This is a genomic window from Plantibacter sp. RU18, assembly GCF_050613355.1.
Classification (GTDB): domain Bacteria; phylum Actinomycetota; class Actinomycetes; order Actinomycetales; family Microbacteriaceae; genus Plantibacter.
Genome location: NZ_CP159618.1, coordinates 3613609 through 3636519 on the forward strand (window position 1 = coordinate 3613609; position 22911 = coordinate 3636519).

Below are 22911 nucleotides of genomic sequence, written 5' to 3' on the forward strand. Positions count from 1 at the left end.
CGCCCGACAATGGGCGAGGGAACGATCGGCCCAGCGGGGCTGGTTCAGCGACGGACGATCATGATCCACGAGAGCTGCACGTCGGTGCCGCCACCCGAACCCACGGGGTCGAGCGTGATCGACAGCCGCCCGTCGGCATCCGGCGCGACACCGGCAAGCGTCGCGACGGTCGGTGTGCCGGTGATCGGTTGCGCGCCGAGCAACGTGGCGCCGTTCACGCCGATGTCCGCCCGACGGTTGTCCGCCCACTGCGACCAGGGGTCGTACAGCCCGACGTAGACGTCGTACTCCCCCGCTTCGAGCGAGTCGAACGCGTACTCCAGGGTGCGGTCGGCCGCCGTACTCGCCACGTAGCGCAGTGATTCGGCGAACGGGCCGTCGGTCGTGCCGGTCTCGGCACCGACGGCGCCCCAGCTCGCGCCGGTCGCGTCAGCACCGAGCGGCTGGTCGAACGTCGAGTTGAGCAGTGTGCCATCGGCTTCGGCGACCTCGCGGATCGCGTCGTACTGCGGCGAACCGGACCCACCGGCGTCCACGAGGTACACCAGGTCGTTCGGCACGACGACGACCTGACGCGTCACCGGGCGGGCCACACCGTCGATCGTGCCGGTGAGGGTGACCGGTCCCGGCACGGCGAGCGCGGAGGTGTCCCAGGTGATCGCCTTCGTCGTCGTCGCACCGCCCTGCGTGACCGAGGCCTCCGCCGGCAGGGTGCTCGCGTCGCCGAGACGCACGGTCTCGGGGACGTCGACGTCCACGGCGACCTTGCCCTTGCCGTCGAGGTCGGCGAGCGTCCACTCCTCGTACCATTTCAGGCTGAGGGAGCCGTCGTCACCGAACTCCAGCGGCAGCCACACCGCCGGGGCGTTCTTGAGGTCTGCTGGTGTCCACCGGTCGCCCATGTAGATGAACTTCCCGGCCGCCGCGTCGATCGTGATCACGGAGGTGCTCTGGCTGCCGTGGGTGGTCGACGCTCCGGAGCCGCTCACGGGGTTGCCGTGGTCCGTCCATTCGCCGAGCATCGAGTCCGCGGTGGCGTACTTCACCGGGTTGGGGTTCCATCCCGTGGCACCGGAGGTGATCAGGTAGTAGGAGCCGTCGTAGACGAAGACCGCCGGAGCCTCCCGCTGACCGCCGATGTAGGTGCGGGTGAAGTCCTCGCCCTTCACCGCGCGCTCCACCGGAGCCGACAGGAACATGAAGTCCTCCGACAGCTTCGAGATGAACAGGGTCAGGTTCTCCTCGCTCGCGTAGATGATGTAGCCCGTGCCGTCCACGTCCGTGAACAGGTTCATGTCGCGCGCCATTCCCGGGCTGTCCGGCTGGTAGTTCGGCTCCCCCTCCGGAGCGACGTTGAGGCGGTAGCTGTCCACGTAACGGAACGGGCCGGTCGGCGAGTCGGACACCGCGACCCCGGCGGTCGCCTTGGCGTACTGTGCGTTCGACGTCGCGCTCGGGCCGTCGGTGTGGATCCACATGACCCACTGGTCGGTGGCCGCGTTGTACATGACCTTCGGGCGCTCGAGGATCGCAGCGGGAACGTTCGGGTCGCTCTGGACGGTGACGAGGTCGCGGACGACGACGGCACGCTGCTGCGCCGTGTAGTCGGCGTAGAGTTCGGCGGCCGCCGGGTCGTTCGTGATCTGCTCTGCGGAGGCGAGCGCCTGGAGTGCGAGCCCTTCGTCCGTCCAGTTGTAGAGGTCGCGCGAGGAGTAGACGTGCACACCACGGCTGCCCGCGTACCCGTTCCAGCGGTCCTCGCCGTACCAGTAGTAGATCGGCTGACCGTCGGCGTCGGTCGAGGGCACCACCTGTCCGCCGTGCGCCTGGATGGGGTTGCCCTGGTCGTCGACCCACGCCTGCCCAGGGCGGAACGAGTCGTACTCGACGATCGGTCGGAGCGCCGTGTGCGCTGCGGAGAGCGCGTCGTAGGCCGCGGTGAGGGCTGCGGTGTCGGTCGAAGCCGCGTCCACCAGGGCCTGCGCATCCGCGATGGCGGCGTCGAGCACGGCGAGCGAGTCGGTGACGTACCCGGCGCGCTGACCCTCGTCGAGCGTGACCGCCCGGATCTTCGCCGCGAGTACCTCGGTCGTGGCCGTGTGCGGGGCGCGAACGACGATGTAGCTCACCGCCGGGTCGGTGTAGGTGTTGGTGCGACCGGCCGGGCTGTGGACCTCGAGGTCGAGCGTGCCGTCCTCGACGCGCACCGCGAGCTGCTGTTCGAGCAGCGCCCCGGACGGGGCGGTCACCTGCGCGAGCGTCTCCCCCTCTGCGCGCAGATCGAGCGGACGGGCCGCCCAACCACTCGGCAGGTTGAAGCCGAGCGTGATCTCGTAGTCACCGGCCGGGAGGTCGAAGGAGTAGTCGACGGAGCGGGTCGGGAGAGAGCTGCCGGCCGGCGGTGCGTCGTAGCGGAGCGAAGCGGTCTTCTCGGTTCCCGTGGAGGCGTTCGCGGTCGGCTTGGAGGTGTCGTCGGTCAGGTAGCCCCACGACGCACCGGTCGTCGCATCGACGCCGAACGGCTGATCGGTTCGTGCCTGATACAGCCCGATGTGGTCGCCCGGGGAGACGCTGTCGGTCACCGTGGCGCCCGCGTTGGCGAAGTAGAGGACGAAGTCGTTCGCGACGAGCTCGTCGACGGTCGGCGTCGGGTAGGCCGGCGCTGCCTGAGCCCGAGGCGCATCGGCACCGACGAGCGCTCCCGACAGCGCGAGCGCGAGCACGAGCACGACTCCGCCGGCGACGCCGGTGCGACCTGCACCGGTTCCGGTTCCGGTTCCGGTTCCGGTTCCGGTTCCGGTTCCGGTTCCGGTTCCGGTTCCGTCGACGGTCGAGTCTGCCTCGCCCCGCGCCGTTCCTGCTGCACGTCGGCGTCGGATGATGAGCAATGCGCCGGCGAGCAGGAGCACCGCCGCCACGATGACGCCACCAGCGATCGAGACGCCGGAGGTCGCGAGGGATCCGTCGGCCGCGGAACCGCCGGAACCGGCCTGTCCCGCTCCGCCACCCGTGCCCGGCGTGGTTCCGGGGTCGGTACCCGGATCCGTCCCCGGGTCCGTTCCGGGGAGCGAGTCGACCGTGTTGCCAGGCCCGCCGTTCGTCCCACCGGCGACCGGTACTGCTCCGGCAGCGGCGAGCGCACCGGACTCCCCGAGGGCGACACCGGAGGCGAGGAGACCGTCCGGAAGGGCTGCCCGTGCATCGGCCGCGCCCCACACGGTCACGGCTCCGTCGGCTGCGATCGCACCGGACAGGTACGGGCCAGCGAAGACCCGGACGACGTCGACGCCGTCGAGGGAGGTGGGCACGTCGGTCTGGCCGGAGCCGTCGGCCCCCCAGGCGACGACGGTCCCGTCGTCGGCGAGCGCGAGTGCGTGGTCAGTGCCGGCAGCGAGTTGCACGACGTCCTCGTCGGCGAGCGCCGCGGGGAGTTCGAGCTGTCCGGCATCGCTGCGACCCCAGGGGACGACGGTGCCGTCGTCCGTCAGCGCGACGGTGAAGCCCGAACCGACGACCACGTCGGTCACCTCGGCGCCGTCGAGCGCTGCCGGGAGTCGGTTCTGTCCGAACGCGTTGTCGCCCCAGACGACGAGCGAACCGTCGGCACGGAGCGCTGCCGAGTTCGGCCCGCCTGCGGCGATGCGGAGGACGCGGTCGAGGTCGGCGGGCGGAGCGGCCTGCCCGTCGGCATCGCGTCCCCAGCCGATGATGGTGCCGTCAGCGGTGAGTGCGAGCGAGTGGTTGGTGCCAGCCGCGACCTGCGTGACGCGGCCGTCGATGGACGGCACGGTCGCCTGGCCGAAGCCGTCTGCTCCCCAGGCGTGGACGGTGCCGTCGGTACCGAGGGCGAGCGCGTGGCCGAGGCCCGCCGCGACCCCCGACACCGGAGTGCCGACGAGCTCCGCCGGTGCGGCCGGGGCACCCCAGCTGAGGAGGGTGGCCGCCGGAGCATCGGTCGCCGCGTGGGCGCCGACTCCGGCGGTCAGCACGGTCGCACCCGTGATCGCGACAGCGAGCACCGCGGAGGCGATGCGGCCCCGCCGGACTCCCCCGGCGCCTCCGTCCGGCTCGTGTCGGTCGGTTCGTCTCGTCGCTCGTCGCATGATGCGGCGTCCTTTCACGTCATCGTGGGGTGCTGCGGTGGTGGTGCTGGTCGTCGTGGTGGTGGTGTGCCCCTCGACAGGCTCGGGGAGCAGGGGCAGGCGGGCCGGGGGCGGATGGCTCCCTGAGCCTGTCGAAGGGCGGACGAGGTGTTTCGGCTAGAACTCGACCGGGCCGAGGGACGGGCGGGCGAGGAACGACAGCTCCGGCACGGTGAGGGCGTGGAACTCGAGCACGGTGAAGCGGTTCGCCCCGGCGCGCAGCTGACCGCCCGGGACGTACAGCGTGTGCTGTGGCCCGCGCGACCAGTACCGGCCGAGGAGGAAGCCGTTCACCCAGACGAGCCCCTTCCCCCAGAACGTGGTGTCGAGGAAGAGATCGCTCGGTTCGTCGAGCTCGACGGTCGCCGTCAGGAAGACCGGGCCGGCGGCGCTGATGGCTCCGTCCGCTGCAACCCGATCAGCGACCGCCCCGTCGAGCACGTCGTCGAGACCGTCGAGCGACACGGGTGCGATGCCCCATGAGGTGAGCTCGACGCCGTCGAGCGTGACGGGCCCGATGATGCCCTTCGGCTCGCCGAGTCGCTTGCCGTAGTTCACCCGCCCCTGGTTCTCGAGCAGGAGGTCGAGAGTCTCCCCGGCCGGCAGCACGATCGCGCGATCACCGAACTCCCGAGCGAGCACCCCGACAGGCACACCGTCGACAGCGATGACGACCCGGTCGCGGACCTCCGTGAAGCGGAGCACGCCACCGCGGCCGCCGAGTGGTGCGCGGTATCGGGCGAGCCCGCTGAACGCACCGAGCGAGTCCATCGTCGGGATCTCCGAGAACTCGGCGAGCGGCGCGATCTCGTCTGCGACCTGAGCGAATCCCACCTCGTGCTCGAACGGCACGGCGAACGCCGGCGCATCGGTCGCGCCCGCCGGGATCTCCGTCGGGACGTCCGCGTACTTGGCGATGACGTCGCGGAAGGCGAAGAACTTCTCCGTCGGATGCCCGGCTTCGTCCAGCGGGGCGTCGTAGTCGTACGAGGTCACGTGGGAGCGGAACTGTCCCTTGTCGTTCGCGCCATTCGTGAAGCCGAAGTTCGTGCCGCCGTGGAACATGTAGATGTTCACGGAGGCCCCGGCGGCGAGCAGGGCGTCGAGGTCGGCCGCGGTCTCTGCGATCGGCGTCGTGTGGTGGTGCTCGCCCCAGTGGTCGAACCAGCCGTCCCAGAACTCGGAGCACATCAGCGGGCCGGTCGGCTGGTGTTCGCGGAGCGTCGCAAGGCGTTCGAGCGATCGGCTGCCGAAGGAACCCGTCTTGTGGAGCTCCGGGATGCTGCCGTCCTCGAGCATCTGCGCGGTGGGCTGGTCGACCGTCGTCAGCGGCACCGTGATGCCGAGTTCGCGCGTCCAGGCCGTCAGGGTTCGGAGGTAGTCGTGGTCGTTGCCGTATGCGCCGTACTCGTTCTCGACCTGCACGAGGATTACCGGTCCCCCGCGATCGATCTGCAGCGGCGCGACGATCGGGAGGAGTTGCTCGAAGTACTCACGGACGGCTGCGAGGTACCGGGGCTCGCTGCGGCGCAGGCCGAGCTCGGGGTCGTGGAGCAACCAGCCGGGCAGGCCACCGTTGTCCCACTCGGCGCAGATGTACGGGCCGGGGCGGACGATCGCGTAGAGACCGGCGTCCGCGACGAGACCGAGGAAGCGTTCGAGGTCGTTCACACCCGTGGTGTCGAACACACCGCGCTTCGGGCTGTGCTGGTTCCACGCGACGTACGTCTCGATGGTGTTGAGCCCCATGAGCTTCGCCTTGGCGATTCGGTCCGCCCACTGCTCGGGGTGCACCCGGAAGTAGTGGAGGGCTCCGGAGATGATCCGGAACGGCTGGCCGTCGACGAGGAAGTCGTCGGCGCCGATGGAGAACGTGGGCATGCTGGGGCTCCGTGATGAAGAGGTGCGGGTGGAGCGACCACGGCCGGCCGGAACGGGTCCGGAAGGACCCTCCGACCGGCCGCGGTCGATGGTGCTCAGGTGTGGTGGTACCGAGGAGTCCTCGGTGCCGACTACTTCTCGGTGACCGTGAAGCCCTGGGTGTTGCCGTACTCGACGAGCTGCTTCTGCCAGTCCGCGAGGCCGTCGTTCAAGTCGGCGTTGTTGGCATAGGACTGCCCGACGGTGTCACCGAAGATGCTGTTCGCGTAGACCTGGTACGGCAGGTACTGCCATCCGGTCGACACGTCCTTGGCACCCTGGACGAGCACTTCGTTGATCTTCTGTCCGCCGAAGTACTCAGGGGTGGCCGAGAGGAACGCGTCGGAGTTCAGGTCGGCGGTCGTCGCCGGGAACCCGCCCGCGTCGAGGAAGACCTTGACGCTGTCCTCGTCGTTGTTCAGCCACTTCAGGAAGCCGGCGGCGAGCGCCGGGTTCTTGCTCTGCTTCAGCACGACCTGGCCGCCGCCGCCGTTCTCAGCGTTCGCCGGGGTGCCGTCGTAGGTCGGGATCGGGGCGACGCGCCACTGGCCGGAGGCCTCGGCGACGGACGACTCGAGCACACCGGGCATCCAGGCACCGGTGATGAGCGTGGCGATGCTGCCGTTGCCGAGCGACTTGTACCACTCGTCGCTCCAGCCGGGGACGGTGGATAGCAGGTCACCCTCGACGAGCTGGTTCCACGAGTCGGCCCACTTCTTCGATCCCTCGTCGGCGAGGTTGATCGAGACGTCCGTGCCGGACGCTGAGAACGGACGACCGCCGGCCTGCCAGATCATGCTCGTCGCGAAGCCGGAGTCACCGGTGTCGTTGGTGATGTACTTCGACGGGTCTGCTGCGTGCAGCTTGGCCGCGGCGGCGATGTACTCGTCCCACGTGGTCGGCACGGCGATGCCGAACTGGTCGAAGACCGTCTTGTTGTAGAACATGGCCATGGGGCCGGAGTCCTGCGGGAGCGCGTAGAGGCCGTCGTTGACGTTGACGGAGCTCCACGGGCCCGGGCTGTAGTCGTCCTTGAGGTCGCCGAAACCGTAGTCGTCGAGGTTCACGAGCGAGTCGCTGAGAGCGAACTGCGGGATCGCGTAGTACTCGACCTGGGCGACGTCCGGGGCACCCTTGCCGGCTTTGATCGCGTTCTGGAGCTTCGTGTACTCGTCGGTGTTGGTGCCGGCGTTGACGAGGTTGACCTTCACCTTGGGGTAGGCCTTCTCGAACGCCGCGACCTGGGCCTCGGCGGACGGGGTCCAGGACCAGTAGGTGAGCTCGCCACCGGCTTCGAGTGCGGACTCGATGTCCTTGGCGTCGCCCGAGGCCGAGGAGCCGGTGCCGGACGAGCAGGCGACGAGCGAGGCTCCGATCATCGCGGTCGCGACGGCCGCCGTGGCCGTGCGGCGCAGAACCGTGCGAGACGGTGAGATGCGCTTCATGGTGTTTCCTTTCACTGCATTGGGAGGAGGAGGTGGTGCAGGTGGTGCGGTGTGATGCGGATGGTGCTGGTGGGAAAGGATCGGGGATCCGGGTTCAGCCCTTGACGCTGCCGGCGCTCAGGCCGGACTGCCAGAAGCGCTGCAGGAAGAGGAACGCGATGACGATCGGGACAATGGTCAGGAGCGCTCCGGTGATCACGAGGTTGAAGATCGGTTGGGCGGATACGCCGGTGGCTTGCGCGCTCCACTGACTGAGGCCGACGGTGAGCGGATACCAGGTCGGTTCGCTCAACATGATCAGCGGGAGGAAGTAGTTGTTCCAGGTGGCGACGATCGCGAAGAGGAGCACCGTGACGATGCCGGGACCGAGGAGACGGAGCGAGATCGTGAAGAAGGTGCGGAACTCGCCTGCACCGTCCATGCGGGCGGCCTCGAGCAGTTCCGTCGGGACAGCGTCGACCGCGTACGTCCAGATGAGGTACAGGCCGAACGGACTGACGAGCGTCGGCAGGATGACGGCCCAGGGCGTGTTCGTGAGGCCGAACTGACTGAACATGAGGAAGGTCGGGACGGCGAGGGCCGTTCCGGGCACCGCGATGGACCCGAGGATGATCGCGAACACCGCGCGCTTGCCCGGGAACCGGAACTTCGCGAGCCCGTAGCCGCCGATCGTCGCGAGGAGGGTCGCGCCACCGGCACCGACGATCACGTAGAGCAGCGTATTGCCGAACCAGCCGATGAACTGGCCGTCGCGGTAGGTGACGGTGTCGACGATGTTCTGCCAGAGGTTGATGCCGCCGTCGCCGAACCACAGGCCGAAGGAGGAGAAGAGGTCCGGCTGGGACTTCGTCGCGTTGATGACGAGCCAGAGGATCGGAACCACCGAGTAGATGAGGAAGATCGCCATGACGATGGTGAGGACGATCGAGCGGCGGCGGCGGGGGTCGCGGCCCTTGGAGGGACGATCGAAGGCACGCGCGTTGCGGGCGGTCCTCGTCGAGACCGTCTGCGGACGGACGGTCGGGTTCGAGACGGTGGCCATCAGCTGTTCTCCTGTCGGGAGCCGCGCACCTGCACGACGTAGGCGATGACGGCGGTGATGACGCCCATGACGATCGCGACCGTGGCCGCATAGTTGAACTGCTGCCCGGCGAACGACAGGTTGTACGCGTACATGTTCGGGGTGAAGTTGCTCGTGATGACGTTCGGGGCGAGGTTCTTCAGCAGGTTCGGCTCGTTGAACAGCTGGAAGGACCCGATGACCGAGAATATCGACGCGATCACGAGGGCTCCACGGAGCGCAGGGATCTTGATGTTGAAGATCGTGCGGAACTGGCCGGCTCCGTCCATCTCGGCGGCCTCGTAGATCTCGCCGGGGACGACGCGGAGGGCGGCGTAGAAGATGAGCATGTTGTAGCCCATGAACTCCCACGTGACGATGTTGCCGATCGAGGCGAGGATCGCCTGCGAACTGAACGGTTCGAGGATCTTGGCGCCGAGGAGGTCGTTGAAGCTGCCCGCGAGTCCGAACTGATCGCCGTAGATGAAGCCCCAGATGAGCGCCGCGACGACGCCGGGCACCGCATACGGGAGGAAGAGCGCGATGCGGAAGAATGCGGCGCCATGCAGGCGGGCGCTGTCGAGCGCGAGGGCCGCGGTGAGCGACAGCGCCAACATGATCGGCACCTGCACCACGAAGAACAGTGCGACGCGACCGAACGGCTCCCAGAACTTCGGGTCCTGGAAGACCCGGATGTAGTTGTCGAGACCGACGAAGGCGTTGCCGCCGATGAGCTTCTCCTGGAAGAGGCTGAGGTACATCGCGTACACGAGCGGAGCGATGATCATCAGCGCGAAGACGATCATGAAGGGGGCCAGGAACGCCCAACCCCTCCAATCCCGGCGGTCGCGACGGTGCACGCGGACCGCTGGTGGCCGGCCGGTTCGGGCGGTCGTGGTGGTCATGGGCAGCTTCCTTGCTGAGGTCGGGCGGCCGAGGTCCGGTGGGGACGTGCTCGGGGGGAATCGACGATGTTTACGTCAACATCTGCTCGGTACCATAGCATGTTCACGTCAACATGCAAGGATGGATGCGACGATAGGAAGACCATGACGGATACGACGCAGCAGGCCCCCGGGCGAGCCAGACGTGCGCCATCGATGGCCGACGTCGCCGCTCACGCCGGCGTCTCCTCCCAGACCGTGTCACGCGTCGCGAACGGCCTGACGAACGTCGACGACGGCACCCGCGACCGCGTCCTCGAGTCGATGACGGAGCTGGGTTACCGCCCGAACAAGGCCGCTCGCGCACTTCGCTCGGGCCGGACGCGCAGCATCGGCATCACGATGTTCACCCTCTCCTCGTACGGCAACATGCGCACGCTCGACGCCATCACCGTCCAGGCTGCTCGCGCCGGTTACTCGGTCACCGTGGTCCCGGTGGAGTACCCGACGCAGCGCGATGTCGCCGTCGCCCTCGACCGCCTGCGCGAACAGGACGTCGACGGACTCATCATCGTCATCGAGTCGCACATCGTCGACGGCGCCGACGTCGAGCTCCCGGTCGGCCTGCCGGTCGTCGTCATCGACTCCGCCACACGCACCGACTACCCGGTCGTCGACAACGACCAGGCCCAGGGTGCGGCGCTCGCCACGCAGCATCTGCTGGAGCTCGGACACTCGGGCGTCTGGCACATCGCCGGACCCCGCACCTCCTACTCCGCGGCGCGGCGTGAGCAGAGCTGGGGCGACACGCTCCGCGCTGCCGGCATCACGCCTCCGCCGGTGTTCCGCGGCGACTGGTCGACGGCGTCCGGCTACGAGATCGGCCTCCAGATCGCCGAGCGCCCCGAGATCACGGCGGTGTTCGCCTCGAACGACCAGATGGCACTCGGCCTGCTGCGCGCACTGCACGAACGCGGGCGCGCGGTCCCTGCGTCCATCAGCGTCGTCGGCTTCGACGACATGCCGGAATCGGACTCCTTCTGGCCGCCACTCACGACGGTGCACCAGGACTTCGACGAGATCGGCCATCGGGCCATCACCACACTCCTGCGCGAGATCGAGGAGGGCCCGTCGCTCTCGACGCAGCCGCTCACCCCGACGCGCCTCGTCGTCCGCGCGAGCACCGCGCCCCCACCCGCCCGCTGAGCGGAGACTCCGATCACTGAGCGTGTCGAAGTGCACCTCGACACGCTCAGCCGCGCCCGGACACTTGACACCCGGATGAGGGGGCCGACATACTCATCGGAATGTTGACGTGAACACCGTACGCGCATGTCGCGAAATGTTCACGTGAACATCGACCTGCAACACGGCCTCCAACGAAGGAACCACCGATGACACTGCCGTCACCAGTCCGCAGACGAACGATCGGAGCGACCGTCGCCGTCGCCCTCGGGATCGCGGCGATCGCACCAGCTCTCGCCACCGTGGAGGCCGCTCCGGCCGCAGCGGCGGAGAGCACTCCCCTCACGATCACTCCGAACCCGGCCTACCAGAACGAGGCGTTCGAGGGCTGGGGCACGAGCCTCGTCTGGTTCGCGAACGCGACCGGCGACTACCCGGAGGACGTCCGTCAGGACCTCTTCGACAAGGTCTTCGGTGAGGACGGCCTGAACCTCAACATCGCCAGGTACAACATCGGTGGTGGTAACGCGAGCAACGTGCCGTCCTACCTCCGCGCGGGTGGTGCCGTCGACGGTTGGTGGAACCCCGACCTCGGTGCGAGCGACGCCGACGGTGCGATCACCTCCGACTACGCCGACCGCGACCGCTATGACGCTGCCTGGGACGCCGAGGACCCCACCTCCTACGACTTCGATGCGGACGAGACCCAGCGCTGGTGGCTCTCCGCGCTGAAGGACAAGATCACCAAGTGGGAGGCGTTCAGCAACTCACCGCCCTACTTCATGACCGAGAGCGGCTACGTCTCGGGCAACTTCGACGCCGGCAGCGAGCAGCTGAAGCCCGAGAGCGTCGACGACTTCGTCACGTACCTCACGACGGTCGTCGACCACCTCGAGGCCGACACGGGCATCGACTTCGACACCATCGATCCCTTCAACGAGCCCAACACGAACTACTGGGGCACGACGATCGACCAGTCCACCGGCTGGCCATCGGGTGGCCGCCAGGAGGGCGCACACATCGGCCCGGCCATGCAGGACACGGTCATCAAGGCCCTCGCCGAGCGCCTCGCAGCGGAGGGCACCTCCACCGAGGCGGTCATCTCGGCGATGGACGAGACGAACCCCGGCATCTTCGCGACGAACTGGAACGGCTGGTCGCAGACCGCCAAGGACCTCGTCACGCAGCTCAACGTCCACAGCTACGGTCAGGGCGGCAGTGTCGTCGCGCGTGACATCGCGAAGACGGCCGACAAGCCATTGTGGATGAGCGAGGTCGAGGGCAACTGGGACTCCAGCGGCAAGCACAACCTCACGAACATCGACAACGGCATCGGCATGGCGACGCACCTCATCGACGACCTCCGCAACCTGGAGCCGACGGCGTGGGTGCTCTGGCAGCCCGTCGAGGACCTCTACAACATGGAGAAGGTCGAGAAGCTCAACTGGGGCAGCGTGCTCATCGACTTCGACTGCAACGCCGCGGGCGACTCCGAGCGACGGATCGCCGACGGTGACGCCGACCCGAGCTGCTCGGTGAAGACCAACGCGAAGTACAACACGCTCCGCAACTTCACGCACTATGTGCAGCCGGGCGACCACATCATCCCGTCCACCGACGCGCAGACCACCTCGGCGCTTCGTGCCGACGGCACCGGCGCGACCCTCGTGCACGCCAACCCGTCGACGACGGCCAGGACGATCACGATCGACCTGTCGAAGTTCGCCGACATCGCGGACGGCGCGACCGTCACGCCGATCGTCACGACCGAGTCCCCCGCGGACGACGTCACCGCGAACGCGCTCGTGCACGGGACGCCGGTCTCGATCGATCCCGTGACGAAGCAGGCCACGCTCACCGTCCCGGCGAAGTCGGTCACGACCTTCCTCGTCGACGGTGCGACCGGCGTCGCAGCCGATGCGGCACCGTTCCAGGACGGCCATGGCTACCAGGTCGTCGGCAAGCAGAGCGCGAAGGCGTTCACGGCGTCCGCGACCTCCGGAACCGTTCCGGCCGGCACGATCACGCCTCGCGCGTCCGATGCCACCACCGGCGCGGCACAGGTCTGGACGCCCGAGCTCCTCTCGGGTGGCGGTACCAGTGACGCCCGCTACGCCGTGCGCAGCAGCTCCGGTGCACTCCTGTCGGCAAACTCGGCGGGCACCTCGCTCGTGACCGCGAGCCGAGAGCAGGCCGGGATCGCCCCCTCGCTGCAGTGGATCCCGACGACGACCAACGGCGCCGACTGGAGCCTCGTGAACGTCGGCACCAGTCAGGCGCTCGAGGTCGGCGGGCAATCCACCACCACCGGCGCCGGCGTCGGCGTCTACCAGTCGAACAACGGCGCGAACCAGACCTGGAGCTTCGTCGACACGGCGTTGACCGGCGTCCAGCCGGTGCTCGTGCAGACCGTCGCAGGCGTGCCGGCCGCACTGCCGTCGACGGTCGTCCCGCTCTACGGCACGGTGCAGGGCGCAGCGGTCCCGGTCACCTGGGACACCGCGGCGGTCGACTGGAGCGCTCCGGGCACCATCGTCGTGAACGGCTCGGGTACCGACGGGTGGGGTGCACCGTTCACGGCGCAGGCCACCGTGGACATCGGAGGCTTCACCACCACCGAGCCCGTGTCGCTCACCGTCGCGGCTGGATCACCGGCGAGCGCCGTCATCGCGATCGCACCCGCCACGGTCCCGGCGCAGATCGGGGCGAGCACCAACCGCTTCGATGCTCCGGTCACGTGGGACTTCAGCTCGCTGAGCGACGCCGACCTCGCCGACCCCGGTGTGGTGCGGGTGAGTGGCGCAGCGGTCTCCAACGACGAGGCGGCGTCACCGATCGACGCGCTGCTGTCGATCATCGTGACGGCCCCGGGCGAACGCAACATCGCGCCGGACGCCACGACCATCGCGAGTGCGACGTCCACCGAGTCCGGCTACCCCGCCAGTAACACGAAGAACTCCGTGCGCACCGACAAGGGCTGGTCGAACTGGCGCTCGTCGAACAAGCCGGCGAGCGACACCCTGAGCTACGAACTCGGTGGTGAGCAGACCGTCGAACACGTCACGTTCTACGCCTACAAGGACGGTGGCACGAACAGCTGGCCGAGCGCGCTGACGCTGCAGTACCGTGACGCGCAGGGCACCTGGATCGACGCGCCCGGTGGCGCCGTCTCCGTTCCGGTTCCGGCCGACGGCACGGCTCCCATAGTCGACGTCGAACTCGGAGGAGTGACGACCACGGCCGTCCGCATCGTGATGACCGCGTATGCGAACACACACATGGTCGTGTCGGAGGTGGAGATCTACGCGCTCGCGCCGACGGTGTCGACCGAGACCAGCCTCGCCGCGTTGCGGGTGAACGGCACGCCGATCGACGGCTTCGATCCCGCCGTCCTGGCCTACGAGGCAGTGCTGTCGGGGTCCGGTGAACCGGTGATCGACGCGATCCCTGCCGACCGCGACGCGACGGTGACGATCGAACCGCTGACCGTGGCGTCCGCAGGGTCGGCCCGTGCTGCTGCCGACGCGAGCACCGGCGTCGTGGTGACGGTGACCGCCGCCGACGGCTCGACCACGCAGTCGACGACGATCACCTTCGCCCGCACGGCTGCGGCCACCGCGGTGCTGTCGGGCGTCGTTCGCGAGGGCGTAGCGACGACCGCGGGTGTGATCCTCGATCCTGAGGACGCGACGGTCGTCTACCGCTGGCTGCTCGACGACGAGGTGGTGGACGGTGCCGACGAGGCGGTGTTCACTCCCCCGACAGGGAGCGCCGGCGCAGCACTGACCGTGCGCGTGACGGTGTCCGCCGAGGGCTTCGCCGAAACCGAGGTCACGTCGGCTCCGGTGACGGTACTCGCGGCCGTCGTCGACCCCGGCACGGACCCGGGGACGGATCCTGGAACGGACCCGGGAACCGGCCCGGGCACGGGCGGCGGAGCGGTCGGCGGTGGTAACGGCACGAGTTCGCCCTCGGGCGGTTCCGCGTCCGGCACCGACTCGCTGTCCCGCACCGGTGTCGACGTCTCGACCGTCGGCGTCGTCGCCCTGCTGCTCGGTCTGGTCGGCTTCGCCTCGGTCCTCGTCGCGCGCCGTCGTCGCAGCAGCTAGTCCCTCCATCCGCCGATGATCGGGCGAACGAATGCCCGCTCGCCCGAACATGGGCGAGCGGGCATCGTCGTGTTGTGGACTACTCGGCGTCGTGGTCGGTCTCGAGGACGGCTGCGAGCTCAGCGAGCGCGGCGTCGGCACCGTCGCCCTCGGCACGCAGGGTGACGACGTCACCGTTCCCGGCACCGAGCGCCATGATCGTGAGGATACTCGAGGCGTCCATCGGCGCCGCGTCGCCGAGCGCGATCGTGACGGGCACGGACTGGCGCTTGACCGCCTCGATGAAGATCTTCGCTGGACGGGCGTGCAGTCCGACGCGGCTGGCGATGGTGGCTTGACGTTCGGCCATGATGTTGCTCCTTCTTCGGTTCGTTCCAGGGGATCAGCGAGACCAGTGGATCAGGTCAAGCTGTGACGCGGGGGTGGATCAGACGGTGACGGGCTCGGCCACGACAGCGGCGGCGGATGCCTCGCCACCGTCGGCGGCGTCAACGGGGCGGCGACGCGCGAAGCGCTTCAGCAGGACCACGGCGACGGCGGTGATGACGGTGCCGACGAGGATGGACAGCAGGAACATCCCGAAGTTGCCGATGGCGAAGAAGACGAACAGCCCGCCGTGCGGCGCCTGCGAGGTGACGCCCGTCGCCATGATGAGAGCACCGGTCGCCGCACCACCGAGGATCGAGGCCGGGATGACACGGAACAGGTCTGCGGCGGCGAACGGGATCGCCCCCTCGCTGATGAACGCGAGTCCGAGCAGCCAGGCCGCCTTGCCGTTCTCCCGCTCGACAGCGGTGAAGGAGCGACGGCTGAGGACGGTCGAGGCCAGTGCCATCGCGAGCGGCGGCACCATGCCGGCGGCCATGACCGCTGCCATGATCTGCCAGGGGGCCTGGTTGGCGAGTGTGCCCGCACCGAGACCGGCGACGGCGAACGAGTACGCGACCTTGTTGACGGGGCCACCGAGGTCGAATGCCATCATCGTGCCGAGGATCGCACCGAGCAGGATCGCGGAGACGCCGGTGAGGCCGGACAGCCATCCGTTGAGACCGTTCATGAGGGCTGCGATCGGTCCGCCGAGGACGAGGATCATGAGACCCGAGGCGACGATCGAACCGATGAGCGGGATGATCACCACGGGCATCAGACCTCGCAACCAGCGCGGAACGTTCAAGCGACCGAGGCCGTACGCGACACCACCGGCGAGCAGCCCGCCGACGAGGCCACCGAGGAAGCCGGCGCTCATGAGGAGGGCTACGGCACCGGCGACGAAGCCCGGTGCGATGCCCGGTCGGTCGGCGATGGCGAACGCGATGAAGCCAGCGAGTGCCGGCACGAGGAAGCCCATGGACGCGGCGCCGATCGAGAACGCGACCGCGCCGAGGTAGGCACCGAGGCCACCCGCCGGGAGGTTCACGAGGCTGTTCTCGACGATGATCTTGCCGGCGTTGTCGGTGATGTCGTAGCCGCCGAGCAGGAAGCCGAGCGCGATCAGCAGACCGCCGCCGGCGACGAACGGGATCATGTAGCTGACGCCGGTGAGGAGCCATCGCTTGATCGACTGGCCGACGTGGGCATCCTTCGTGGCCGTCGCACCCGTCGAGGATCCGCCGGCAGCTGCGACGCGTGGCGCGTTCGGGTTGGAGATCGCGGCGACGGCGTCGTTGATGAGCTGCTCGGGCGCGTCGATCCCGCGCTTGACCGGAGCCTTGATGACCGGCTTGCCCGCGAAGCGGCCGATGTCACGGACGTCGACGTCGACCGCGAAGATGACGGCCTGGGCTGCGGCCACCACGTCGGCTGCGAGCGGGGTCGCACCGGAGGCACCCTGTGTCTCGACGTGCAGCTCGACGCCGAGACGCTTGGCCGTGGCGGCGAGCGAGTCTGCCGCCATGTAGGTGTGGGCGATACCGGTGGCGCACGAGGTCACCGCGATGAGCACGGGCTTGGCAGCCGCACCGGCCTCGACCGGAGCGGTCGCTGCGCGTTCGCCGGCGGGGACCGCGACGGGTGCATCGCTGAGCGCGCCATCGACGAGAGCGACGACCGCAGGTGCGTCGGGCGCGGAACGGAGCGCCTCCACGAACTCGGGCTTGATGAGTGAACGGGCGAGCTTCGAGAGCAGCACGAGGTGCGCCTGGTCCGCGCCGTCCGGAGCCGCGATGAAGAAGATGAGGTCGGCCGGGCCGTCGTCGGAACCGAAGTCGACGAGCGGTGCGACGCGGGCCATCGCGAGCGTCGGCTCGGTCACGGCCGCAGAGCGGCAGTGCGGGATCGCGATGCCGCCGGGGATGCCGGTGTCGGTCTTGCTCTCGCGAGCCCAGGCGTCCGCGAAGAGTGCGTCGGTGCTCGTGGCACGACCTGCGACGACGACGAGCTCGGCGAGCGCGCGGATGACGCCCGCGCGGTCGGTGCCGAGATCGGCATCGAGGGCGACGAGCCCTGGGGTGATCAGTGGCGTGGACATCTGGGTTCTCCTTCGAAACGGATGCTGGTGCGGGTGAGTTGGGTGGTGTCGTGCGGGCGCTCGAGAGGCTCAGCGCCCGGTGGTCCTCAGTGGGCGGAGAGGATCCGCTTGTCGAGGTGCACGATCGGCAGGGAGACGACGTCGATGGTGTCGGCGTCGGTCTCGGCGAGTGGAGGCACATCGCTCCCGGGGAGTGCCGCGGCAGCGGCTCCGTGGGCGACGGCCTGCGCGAGGCGGGCGGCAGGTGCGAGGCCTGCGGTTCGGGCGATCAGGTAGCCTGCGAGCGAGGAGTCCCCCGCGCCGACGGTGCTGCGCGCGACGATCTTGGGAGCCTGGGCGAACCAGGCGTCGGGGCCTTCGACGATGACAGCTCCCCGGGCGCCGAGGGTGACGAGCACACCGAGGACCGGTCCGGGGACGTCGACGGTGCCGACGAGCTGGGCGGCGACCGATGCGGCGAGCGCGGGATCCGCCTCGATGTCGTCTCCCGTTGCGACTCCGGTGAGCTCGGCGAGTTCTGCACCGTTCGGCTTGATGAGGTCGATGCGCTCACCGCTGGCGGCGAAGGCTGCGAGGAGCGCGGCGAGCGGCTCCCCCGAGCTGTCGACCGCGACGAGCGGGCGGCCACCGCCGGCGACGGCACGAGCGGCTCGGACGACCCGGGCGTAGAAGTCGGGCGCGAGTCCCGGCGGCAAGGACCCCGCGATGACGAGCCACTCGGCGGCCGCGGCAGCTCGGGCGGTCGCCTCCACGAGACGCGAGGCGTCGTCGTCGGTCAGCAGCGGGCCGGGTTCGTTGATCTTGGTGGTGGTGCCGTCGGGCTCCGTCAGCGTGATGTTGCGTCGCACCTGCTGACCGGTCGCCACGGCGAGGACGTCGATCCCCTGCGCGCGGAGCGAGACGATCATCGGGTCCGACTCGTCGCCGGGCAGGACGGCGACGGTGCGAACGTCGGCCGCTGCAAGCGCCCGCGAGACGTTGACCCCCTTGCCGCCTGGCTGTTCGCGGCTCGCGATGGCGCGGAGGACCTCGCCGCGCCGGACGACGCCGGGGAGTTCCACCGTGTGGTCGAGGGACGGGTTGGCGGTCAGCGTGATGATCATGCGACGACCACCTCGACGCCCGCGTGCTCGAGGGCTGCGGCGAGTTCCGCCTCGGGCGCTTCATCGGTGATAACGGTGTCGATCGCGTCGAGCGCGGCGAACCGGATGAGCGCTTCCTCGCCGAGCTTGGCGGCGTCGGCCAGGACCACGGCTCGACGCGAGCCGCGGACGATCGCCGACTTGACCGCGCCCTCCAGCTCGTCGGGGGTACTCAGTCCGAAGTCTGCGCTGAGGCCGTTGGCACCGACGAAGGCGATGTCCGGCCGGAAGCGCCCCAACTCGTCGACGGTGGTGCTGCCGACCGCAGCGCTCGTGATGCCGCGGACACGACCACCGAGCAGGTGCAGTTCGATGTGCTCGCAGCGGTGCAGGGTGGCGGCGATCGGCACGGAGTTGGTGATGACGGTGAGCGTCTGGCCGGCGGATGCGGGCCGCCAGGTGACGAGGAGGTCGGCGAGGTGGGCCGTGGTGGTACCCGCGTCGATGACGATCGAACCGCTGAAGGTTTCGGGGATGAGCCGGAGGGCTGCTCGGGCGATGGTCGCCTTCGCGTCGCTGCGCTGGTCCTGACGTTCGGCGAGACTGGCCTCGGTGACGGATGCGCGAGCCGCCGAGACGGCGCCGCCGTGGACCCGGCGGAGGACGCCTGCGGTCTCGAGCTGGTCGAGGTCGCGGCGGATGGTCTCGGCCGTGACGCCCAGTTCCCGGGAGACGTCCGCGACGGACACCCGCCCGCTCGTCGTCACCCGGTTGGTGATGTGCTCGTGCCGCTCCGTCGCGTACATGCGTCGTCCTTGACCTTGGTTTCTGTGCTGCAGGTTCGCAGTGCGAAGAAACTATCACACAAACACAGATAAACACAGATGCACTTCGACAGGCTCAGTGACCGGACACGCCCCAACCGCTCCCCGAGCCTGTCGAGGGGCGCCCACCGACGAGCGCCGTGATGCCCTACGGCGCGAGGGACGGAACCGGGAGCCGGAAGGTGTTGCGGAGCGCGGACTGCGCTGCGAGGAACCCGGGCATGCCGTGCACGCCCATGCCGGGCGAGGCCGAGCCGGAGCACAGGTAGATGCCGTCCGCCGGTGTCCGCCACGGCTCGCGACTCACCACGGGGCGACGCAGCAGCTGTGCGAGCGACGGTTCACCTCCGGAGATGTCCCCACCGATGTCGTTCGGGTTCTCCTGCTCCACGACGTAGGTGTCTCGGCCGGCCTGCGCGATGATGGTGTCCCGGAAGCCGGGGGCGAATCGTTCGATCTGGTCGATGATCGCATCGGACATGTCCACACGCGAGCCGTTCGGCACGTGACAGTACGCCCACACCGTGTGCTTGCCCTCGGGCGCGCGCGAGGAGTCGAACAGCGACGGCTGGGCGAGCAGCACGTACGGCCGCTCAGCATGACGACCTGCCGCGACCTCGTTCTCGGCGGCGGCGATCTCCTGCGCGGTGCCACCGAGGTGCACGGTCGGCGCTTCGAGCAGCCCGCGGTTCTTCCACGGGATGGGCTCGGAAACGGCGAGGTCGATCTTGTAGACGGCGTTGCCGTACCGGAAACGTCCGAGCTTCCTCGCGTAGCCCACGGGCAAGCGGGAGCCGACCGCGGTGACGAGGTCGCGAGGGGAGGTGTCGAACAACACGGCCGCAGCGTCCGGGAGATCGGAGACGGCGGTGACACGATGCCCGGTGACCACCCGTCCGCCGTGGGCTTCGAGGTCGGCGACCATCGCGTCGGCGAGCGACTGCGCGCCGCCGATCGGGACCGGCCAGCCGCCGGCATGCGCGTTGGCTCCGAGCACGAGCCCGGCGCCTGCTGCAGAAAGCCCAGGCAGCCTGGTGATGGTGTGGGCCATGACGCCCGCGAGCATGCCGGGCGCGACCGTCCCCTCGAACCGGCTCAGCCACGCCGCGGACCCGGCATGGAGTGTGCGCAACCCGAACGGGATGACGTCGAACAGCCGTTTCGGGACGGGCAGCAGTGGGTTGAGCGTGAAGTCGGTGACGGCTTCCATGCGGTCGACGATCGGTTGGAACAGGTGCCGCCACTCCACTCCGTCGACGCCGAGTGTCCCGGCGGTGCGATCGAGGTCGCGATAGGCGATGCCGGCGCGCCCTCGGTCGAGCGGGTGGCCGTAGGAGGCGTCGGGGATCAGATAGTCGACGCGCTCCGTCGCCCGCCACGCACGGAAGAACGGCGAGGTGAGCACCATCGGATGGATCGCCGAGCAGATGTCGTGGAGGAAGCCCGGTTCGGTGAGTTCCTGTGTGCGCAGACCGCCCCCGACGGTGTCTGCAGCCTCGTGCACCTCGACCTCGAGGCCGGCTCGCGCCAGAGTCACTGCGGCCGCGAGCCCGTTGGGCCCGCTTCCGACCACCACTGCATCCACCATCGCTCCAGCCTAGGTCTCGGAGCCGGTACCCAGTTCACCCATTGCAGGGGTGGCGGCCTGTCCTGATGCGGAAAGGACGGCGGTCGGCGCAACCGTGGCGCCGACCGCCTGTTCGTCTCGCACCCGAACGTGCAAGACGTCTGTCGTCACGACGCAGGGCCTGCCGTCGTCGTGACTGGTCTCTCGGTCTCCGCCGGCGGCCCGGTCTCCGTGGTCCGCCCGGCTGGTGCGCGTTCGGGCAGCAGTTGTCTCAGCACTCCCCCCGCGTGCTTCGCCCACCGACCGACGGCCTCCCAGCTGCGGTCGCGGACGAACAGCAGGTCGAGTGCGATCATCGCGAGTGAGAACGGCCACAGGCCGAGGAACAGGCCGATGCCGAAGTGCATCATGATCGTGAACGCCAGCGCCAGGATGCGTGTCGGACGCCACAGGATCAGGACCGGGAACAGCAGCTGCACCCACACCGACAGGAACGTCGCGACCCACACGAACGCCCCGAACTGCCAGGTGAGGTCGTTGAGGGCTGGGAACGGACGGAACACGTCGAGCACCACGGAGTAGTAGAACGCCGTACCCTCGCGCCACTCGGGGCCCATGAGTTTGTAGATGCCCGAGTTCACGTACACGAGCATGATCTGGTACGCGCAGAGCATCACCGCAGTGTTGTTCGCTGCGTTCGCGAACCACCCCGGGATCGCGAGACGACCGCGCAGGATCGGGCGGAGCTCCCGACCGCGACGGCGGGTGAGCCACGCATCGACCGACCAGTGCTTCGACAGGTTCGCGAAGATCAGGAAGAACAGCGTGATGCGGAGGATCGTGTCGCCGCCGTTGGTCAGGACCGTGCTGTTCGTCGCGAGGCCCACCCAGAAGACGAGGAGCACCGGCGTGACGAAACGCGTCTGCCAGCCGACGAGGAACAGGAGCGCTAGGACGATCAGCACCCCGTAGGCGAGGTCGAAGGCGAACGCGCTGTCCTTCGTGAAGACCAGGTCGAACAGCGGGAACCAGGCACGGCGGTTCGCCTCCGGATCCACCCACTTCGACGCGACGCCCCAGAGGTAGTGCCGGTCGGCGAGGTTGGTGAAGAGGAAACTGACGATCGCGATGCCGTAGAGGATACGGAGCGCGGACAGGCTGCGGCCCGCGTGCATTGAGCCGGTCACCCACCCGGTGAAGCGGTCGAACTGCGTGCGGACGATGTTCATCGGGTGCCTCCGTACCGGCTGATGACGTCGCGGTAGACGGCGAGCGTCTCCGGGTCGATCACATCGTCCACCTGCCGCCAGCCGAACGTGACGGCGGTGTCGTCGAACTGCTGCTCACGGTCGAAACGGTGCTCGAAGTCGTTCGGCCTGGTGCGATCGATGCGCCATCTGACGCGCTCGACGTCCTCACCGAAGTAGGCGGTGGAGAACGCCGTCGCATACTCCTTCAGCATGTAGTCGTAGCGGAGGAAGCGGACGATGTCGCCCCGGCCGGATCCCGGCTGCGTCGCGACGGCGTCGAGGTCTGCGATGAGCGACGCAGCGGACTGAGCGGTGTACCCACCGCCGTCGGCTCGCTGGATGAAGGTGTCGCGGACGATCTCGCGCTGGGCGGCGTCGAGCGCGAGGTATCGGGCGTTGTACGCCAGCATCGCGTTCCACGACGACTTCTGGATGCGGGACGGCTCGGCACTGCCGGCGACCGCCTCCTGCTCGAGCGCGGTGACGTCGACCCAGTCCGACTTCACGAGGGCACCATCGGCGTCGCGCCACTGCGCCTGCACCGAGTAGGTGATGTTCGTCTTCATGATGCTCGGCGCGAAGACGTTCCACTTCTGCGTGAAGTACGGGCCGGCCGCGGCGACGACCGCGCCGCGGATCGGTGTCGTCGGCGAGACGATGATGAGGGTGCCGGCCACGTAGACGCCGACGAGGGCGATCGACACGGCGGCGGCGATGCGCGCAGCGCGTTTCGGCGGTGGCGACGACGACGCTGCGGGACTGCCGGGCCGTTTGCGTCCCGACCCGGTGTCACCCTGGGCGGTACCTGGTCCCTGAGCGGTGCCCGGTCCCTGAGCTTGTCGAAGGCCGTCCTCGACAGGTGTTGGTGTGATTGGAGTCACGGTTCCTCCTGGTGTCTGATGCGAGGTGGTGAGCCGCGACGGCGCCAGTTCGGTGGCGGTCATCGCGGAGAAGGAATGGGCCGTGCCGACCCGAA

At 68.9% G+C, this 22911-nt stretch carries 14 protein-coding genes; 2 read left to right on the forward strand and 12 right to left on the reverse strand.

What is annotated here, in order from left to right:
* Positions 1-44: 44 nt before the first annotated feature.
* The 5 genes from ABMA10_RS17300 to ABMA10_RS17320 form a co-directional block, all read right to left on the reverse strand.
* Entirely contained in the window at positions 45-4103 is a 4059-nt protein-coding gene (locus ABMA10_RS17300; RefSeq protein WP_431030726.1) for a family 43 glycosylhydrolase, read from the reverse strand.
* 156 nt (positions 4104-4259) lie between these two features.
* On the reverse strand, positions 4260-6023 hold the full coding sequence (locus ABMA10_RS17305; protein WP_347869363.1) for a glycoside hydrolase family 35 protein: 1764 nt from the start codon (positions 6021-6023) through the stop codon (positions 4260-4262).
* A 131-nt stretch (positions 6024-6154) separates the two neighbouring features.
* Positions 6155-7507: an ABC transporter substrate-binding protein gene (locus tag ABMA10_RS17310; protein ID WP_347869362.1), complete on the reverse strand. Its 1353-nt coding sequence runs from the start codon at positions 7505-7507 to the stop codon at positions 6155-6157.
* A gap of 94 nt (positions 7508-7601) precedes the next feature.
* Positions 7602-8549: a carbohydrate ABC transporter permease gene (locus ABMA10_RS17315; protein WP_347869361.1), complete on the reverse strand. Its 948-nt coding sequence runs from the start codon at positions 8547-8549 to the stop codon at positions 7602-7604.
* The gene (locus tag ABMA10_RS17320) at positions 8549-9472 is read right to left on the reverse strand and encodes a carbohydrate ABC transporter permease (protein ID WP_347869360.1); all 924 of its coding nucleotides are present in this window, start codon (positions 9470-9472) and stop codon (positions 8549-8551) included. The genes ABMA10_RS17315 and ABMA10_RS17320 overlap by 1 nt, the downstream gene beginning before the upstream one ends.
* Before the next feature lie 144 nt (positions 9473-9616).
* Between ABMA10_RS17320 and ABMA10_RS17325 the strand changes: the two genes are divergently transcribed.
* Positions 9617-10657, forward strand: coding sequence for a LacI family DNA-binding transcriptional regulator (locus ABMA10_RS17325; protein ID WP_431030727.1), 1041 nt, complete (start codon positions 9617-9619; stop codon positions 10655-10657).
* A gap of 188 nt (positions 10658-10845) precedes the next feature.
* Positions 10846-14745, forward strand: coding sequence for a glycoside hydrolase (locus tag ABMA10_RS17330; RefSeq protein ID WP_347869358.1), 3900 nt, complete (start codon positions 10846-10848; stop codon positions 14743-14745).
* A gap of 79 nt (positions 14746-14824) precedes the next feature.
* On the opposite strand, the gene ABMA10_RS17335 is transcribed toward ABMA10_RS17330, so the two are convergent.
* From ABMA10_RS17335 to ABMA10_RS17365, 7 genes are all read right to left on the reverse strand, one after another.
* Positions 14825-15094, reverse strand: coding sequence for an HPr family phosphocarrier protein (locus tag ABMA10_RS17335; protein ID WP_347869357.1), 270 nt, complete (start codon positions 15092-15094; stop codon positions 14825-14827).
* Between the two features lie 78 nt (positions 15095-15172).
* Positions 15173-17212, reverse strand: a complete 2040-nt coding sequence (locus ABMA10_RS17340) for a PTS fructose transporter subunit IIABC (RefSeq protein ID WP_431030728.1) — start codon at positions 17210-17212, stop codon at positions 15173-15175.
* A gap of 86 nt (positions 17213-17298) precedes the next feature.
* Positions 17299-18315 carry a 1-phosphofructokinase family hexose kinase gene (locus ABMA10_RS17345; RefSeq protein WP_347869355.1) on the reverse strand — a complete coding sequence of 339 codons (1017 nt, stop codon included), beginning with the start codon at positions 18313-18315 and terminating at the stop codon, positions 17299-17301.
* On the reverse strand, positions 18312-19100 hold the full coding sequence (locus ABMA10_RS17350) for a DeoR/GlpR family DNA-binding transcription regulator (protein WP_347869354.1): 789 nt from the start codon (positions 19098-19100) through the stop codon (positions 18312-18314). The genes ABMA10_RS17345 and ABMA10_RS17350 overlap by 4 nt, the downstream gene beginning before the upstream one ends.
* A 166-nt stretch (positions 19101-19266) precedes the next feature.
* On the reverse strand, positions 19267-20706 hold the full coding sequence (locus ABMA10_RS17355) for a phytoene desaturase family protein (protein ID WP_347869353.1): 1440 nt from the start codon (positions 20704-20706) through the stop codon (positions 19267-19269).
* A gap of 146 nt (positions 20707-20852) precedes the next feature.
* Positions 20853-21914 carry an HTTM domain-containing protein gene (locus ABMA10_RS17360; RefSeq protein ID WP_347869352.1) on the reverse strand — a complete coding sequence of 354 codons (1062 nt, stop codon included), beginning with the start codon at positions 21912-21914 and terminating at the stop codon, positions 20853-20855.
* On the reverse strand, positions 21911-22816 hold the full coding sequence (locus tag ABMA10_RS17365) for a DUF5819 family protein (RefSeq protein WP_431030729.1): 906 nt from the start codon (positions 22814-22816) through the stop codon (positions 21911-21913). The genes ABMA10_RS17360 and ABMA10_RS17365 overlap by 4 nt, the downstream gene beginning before the upstream one ends.
* Positions 22817-22911 lie beyond the last annotated feature (95 nt).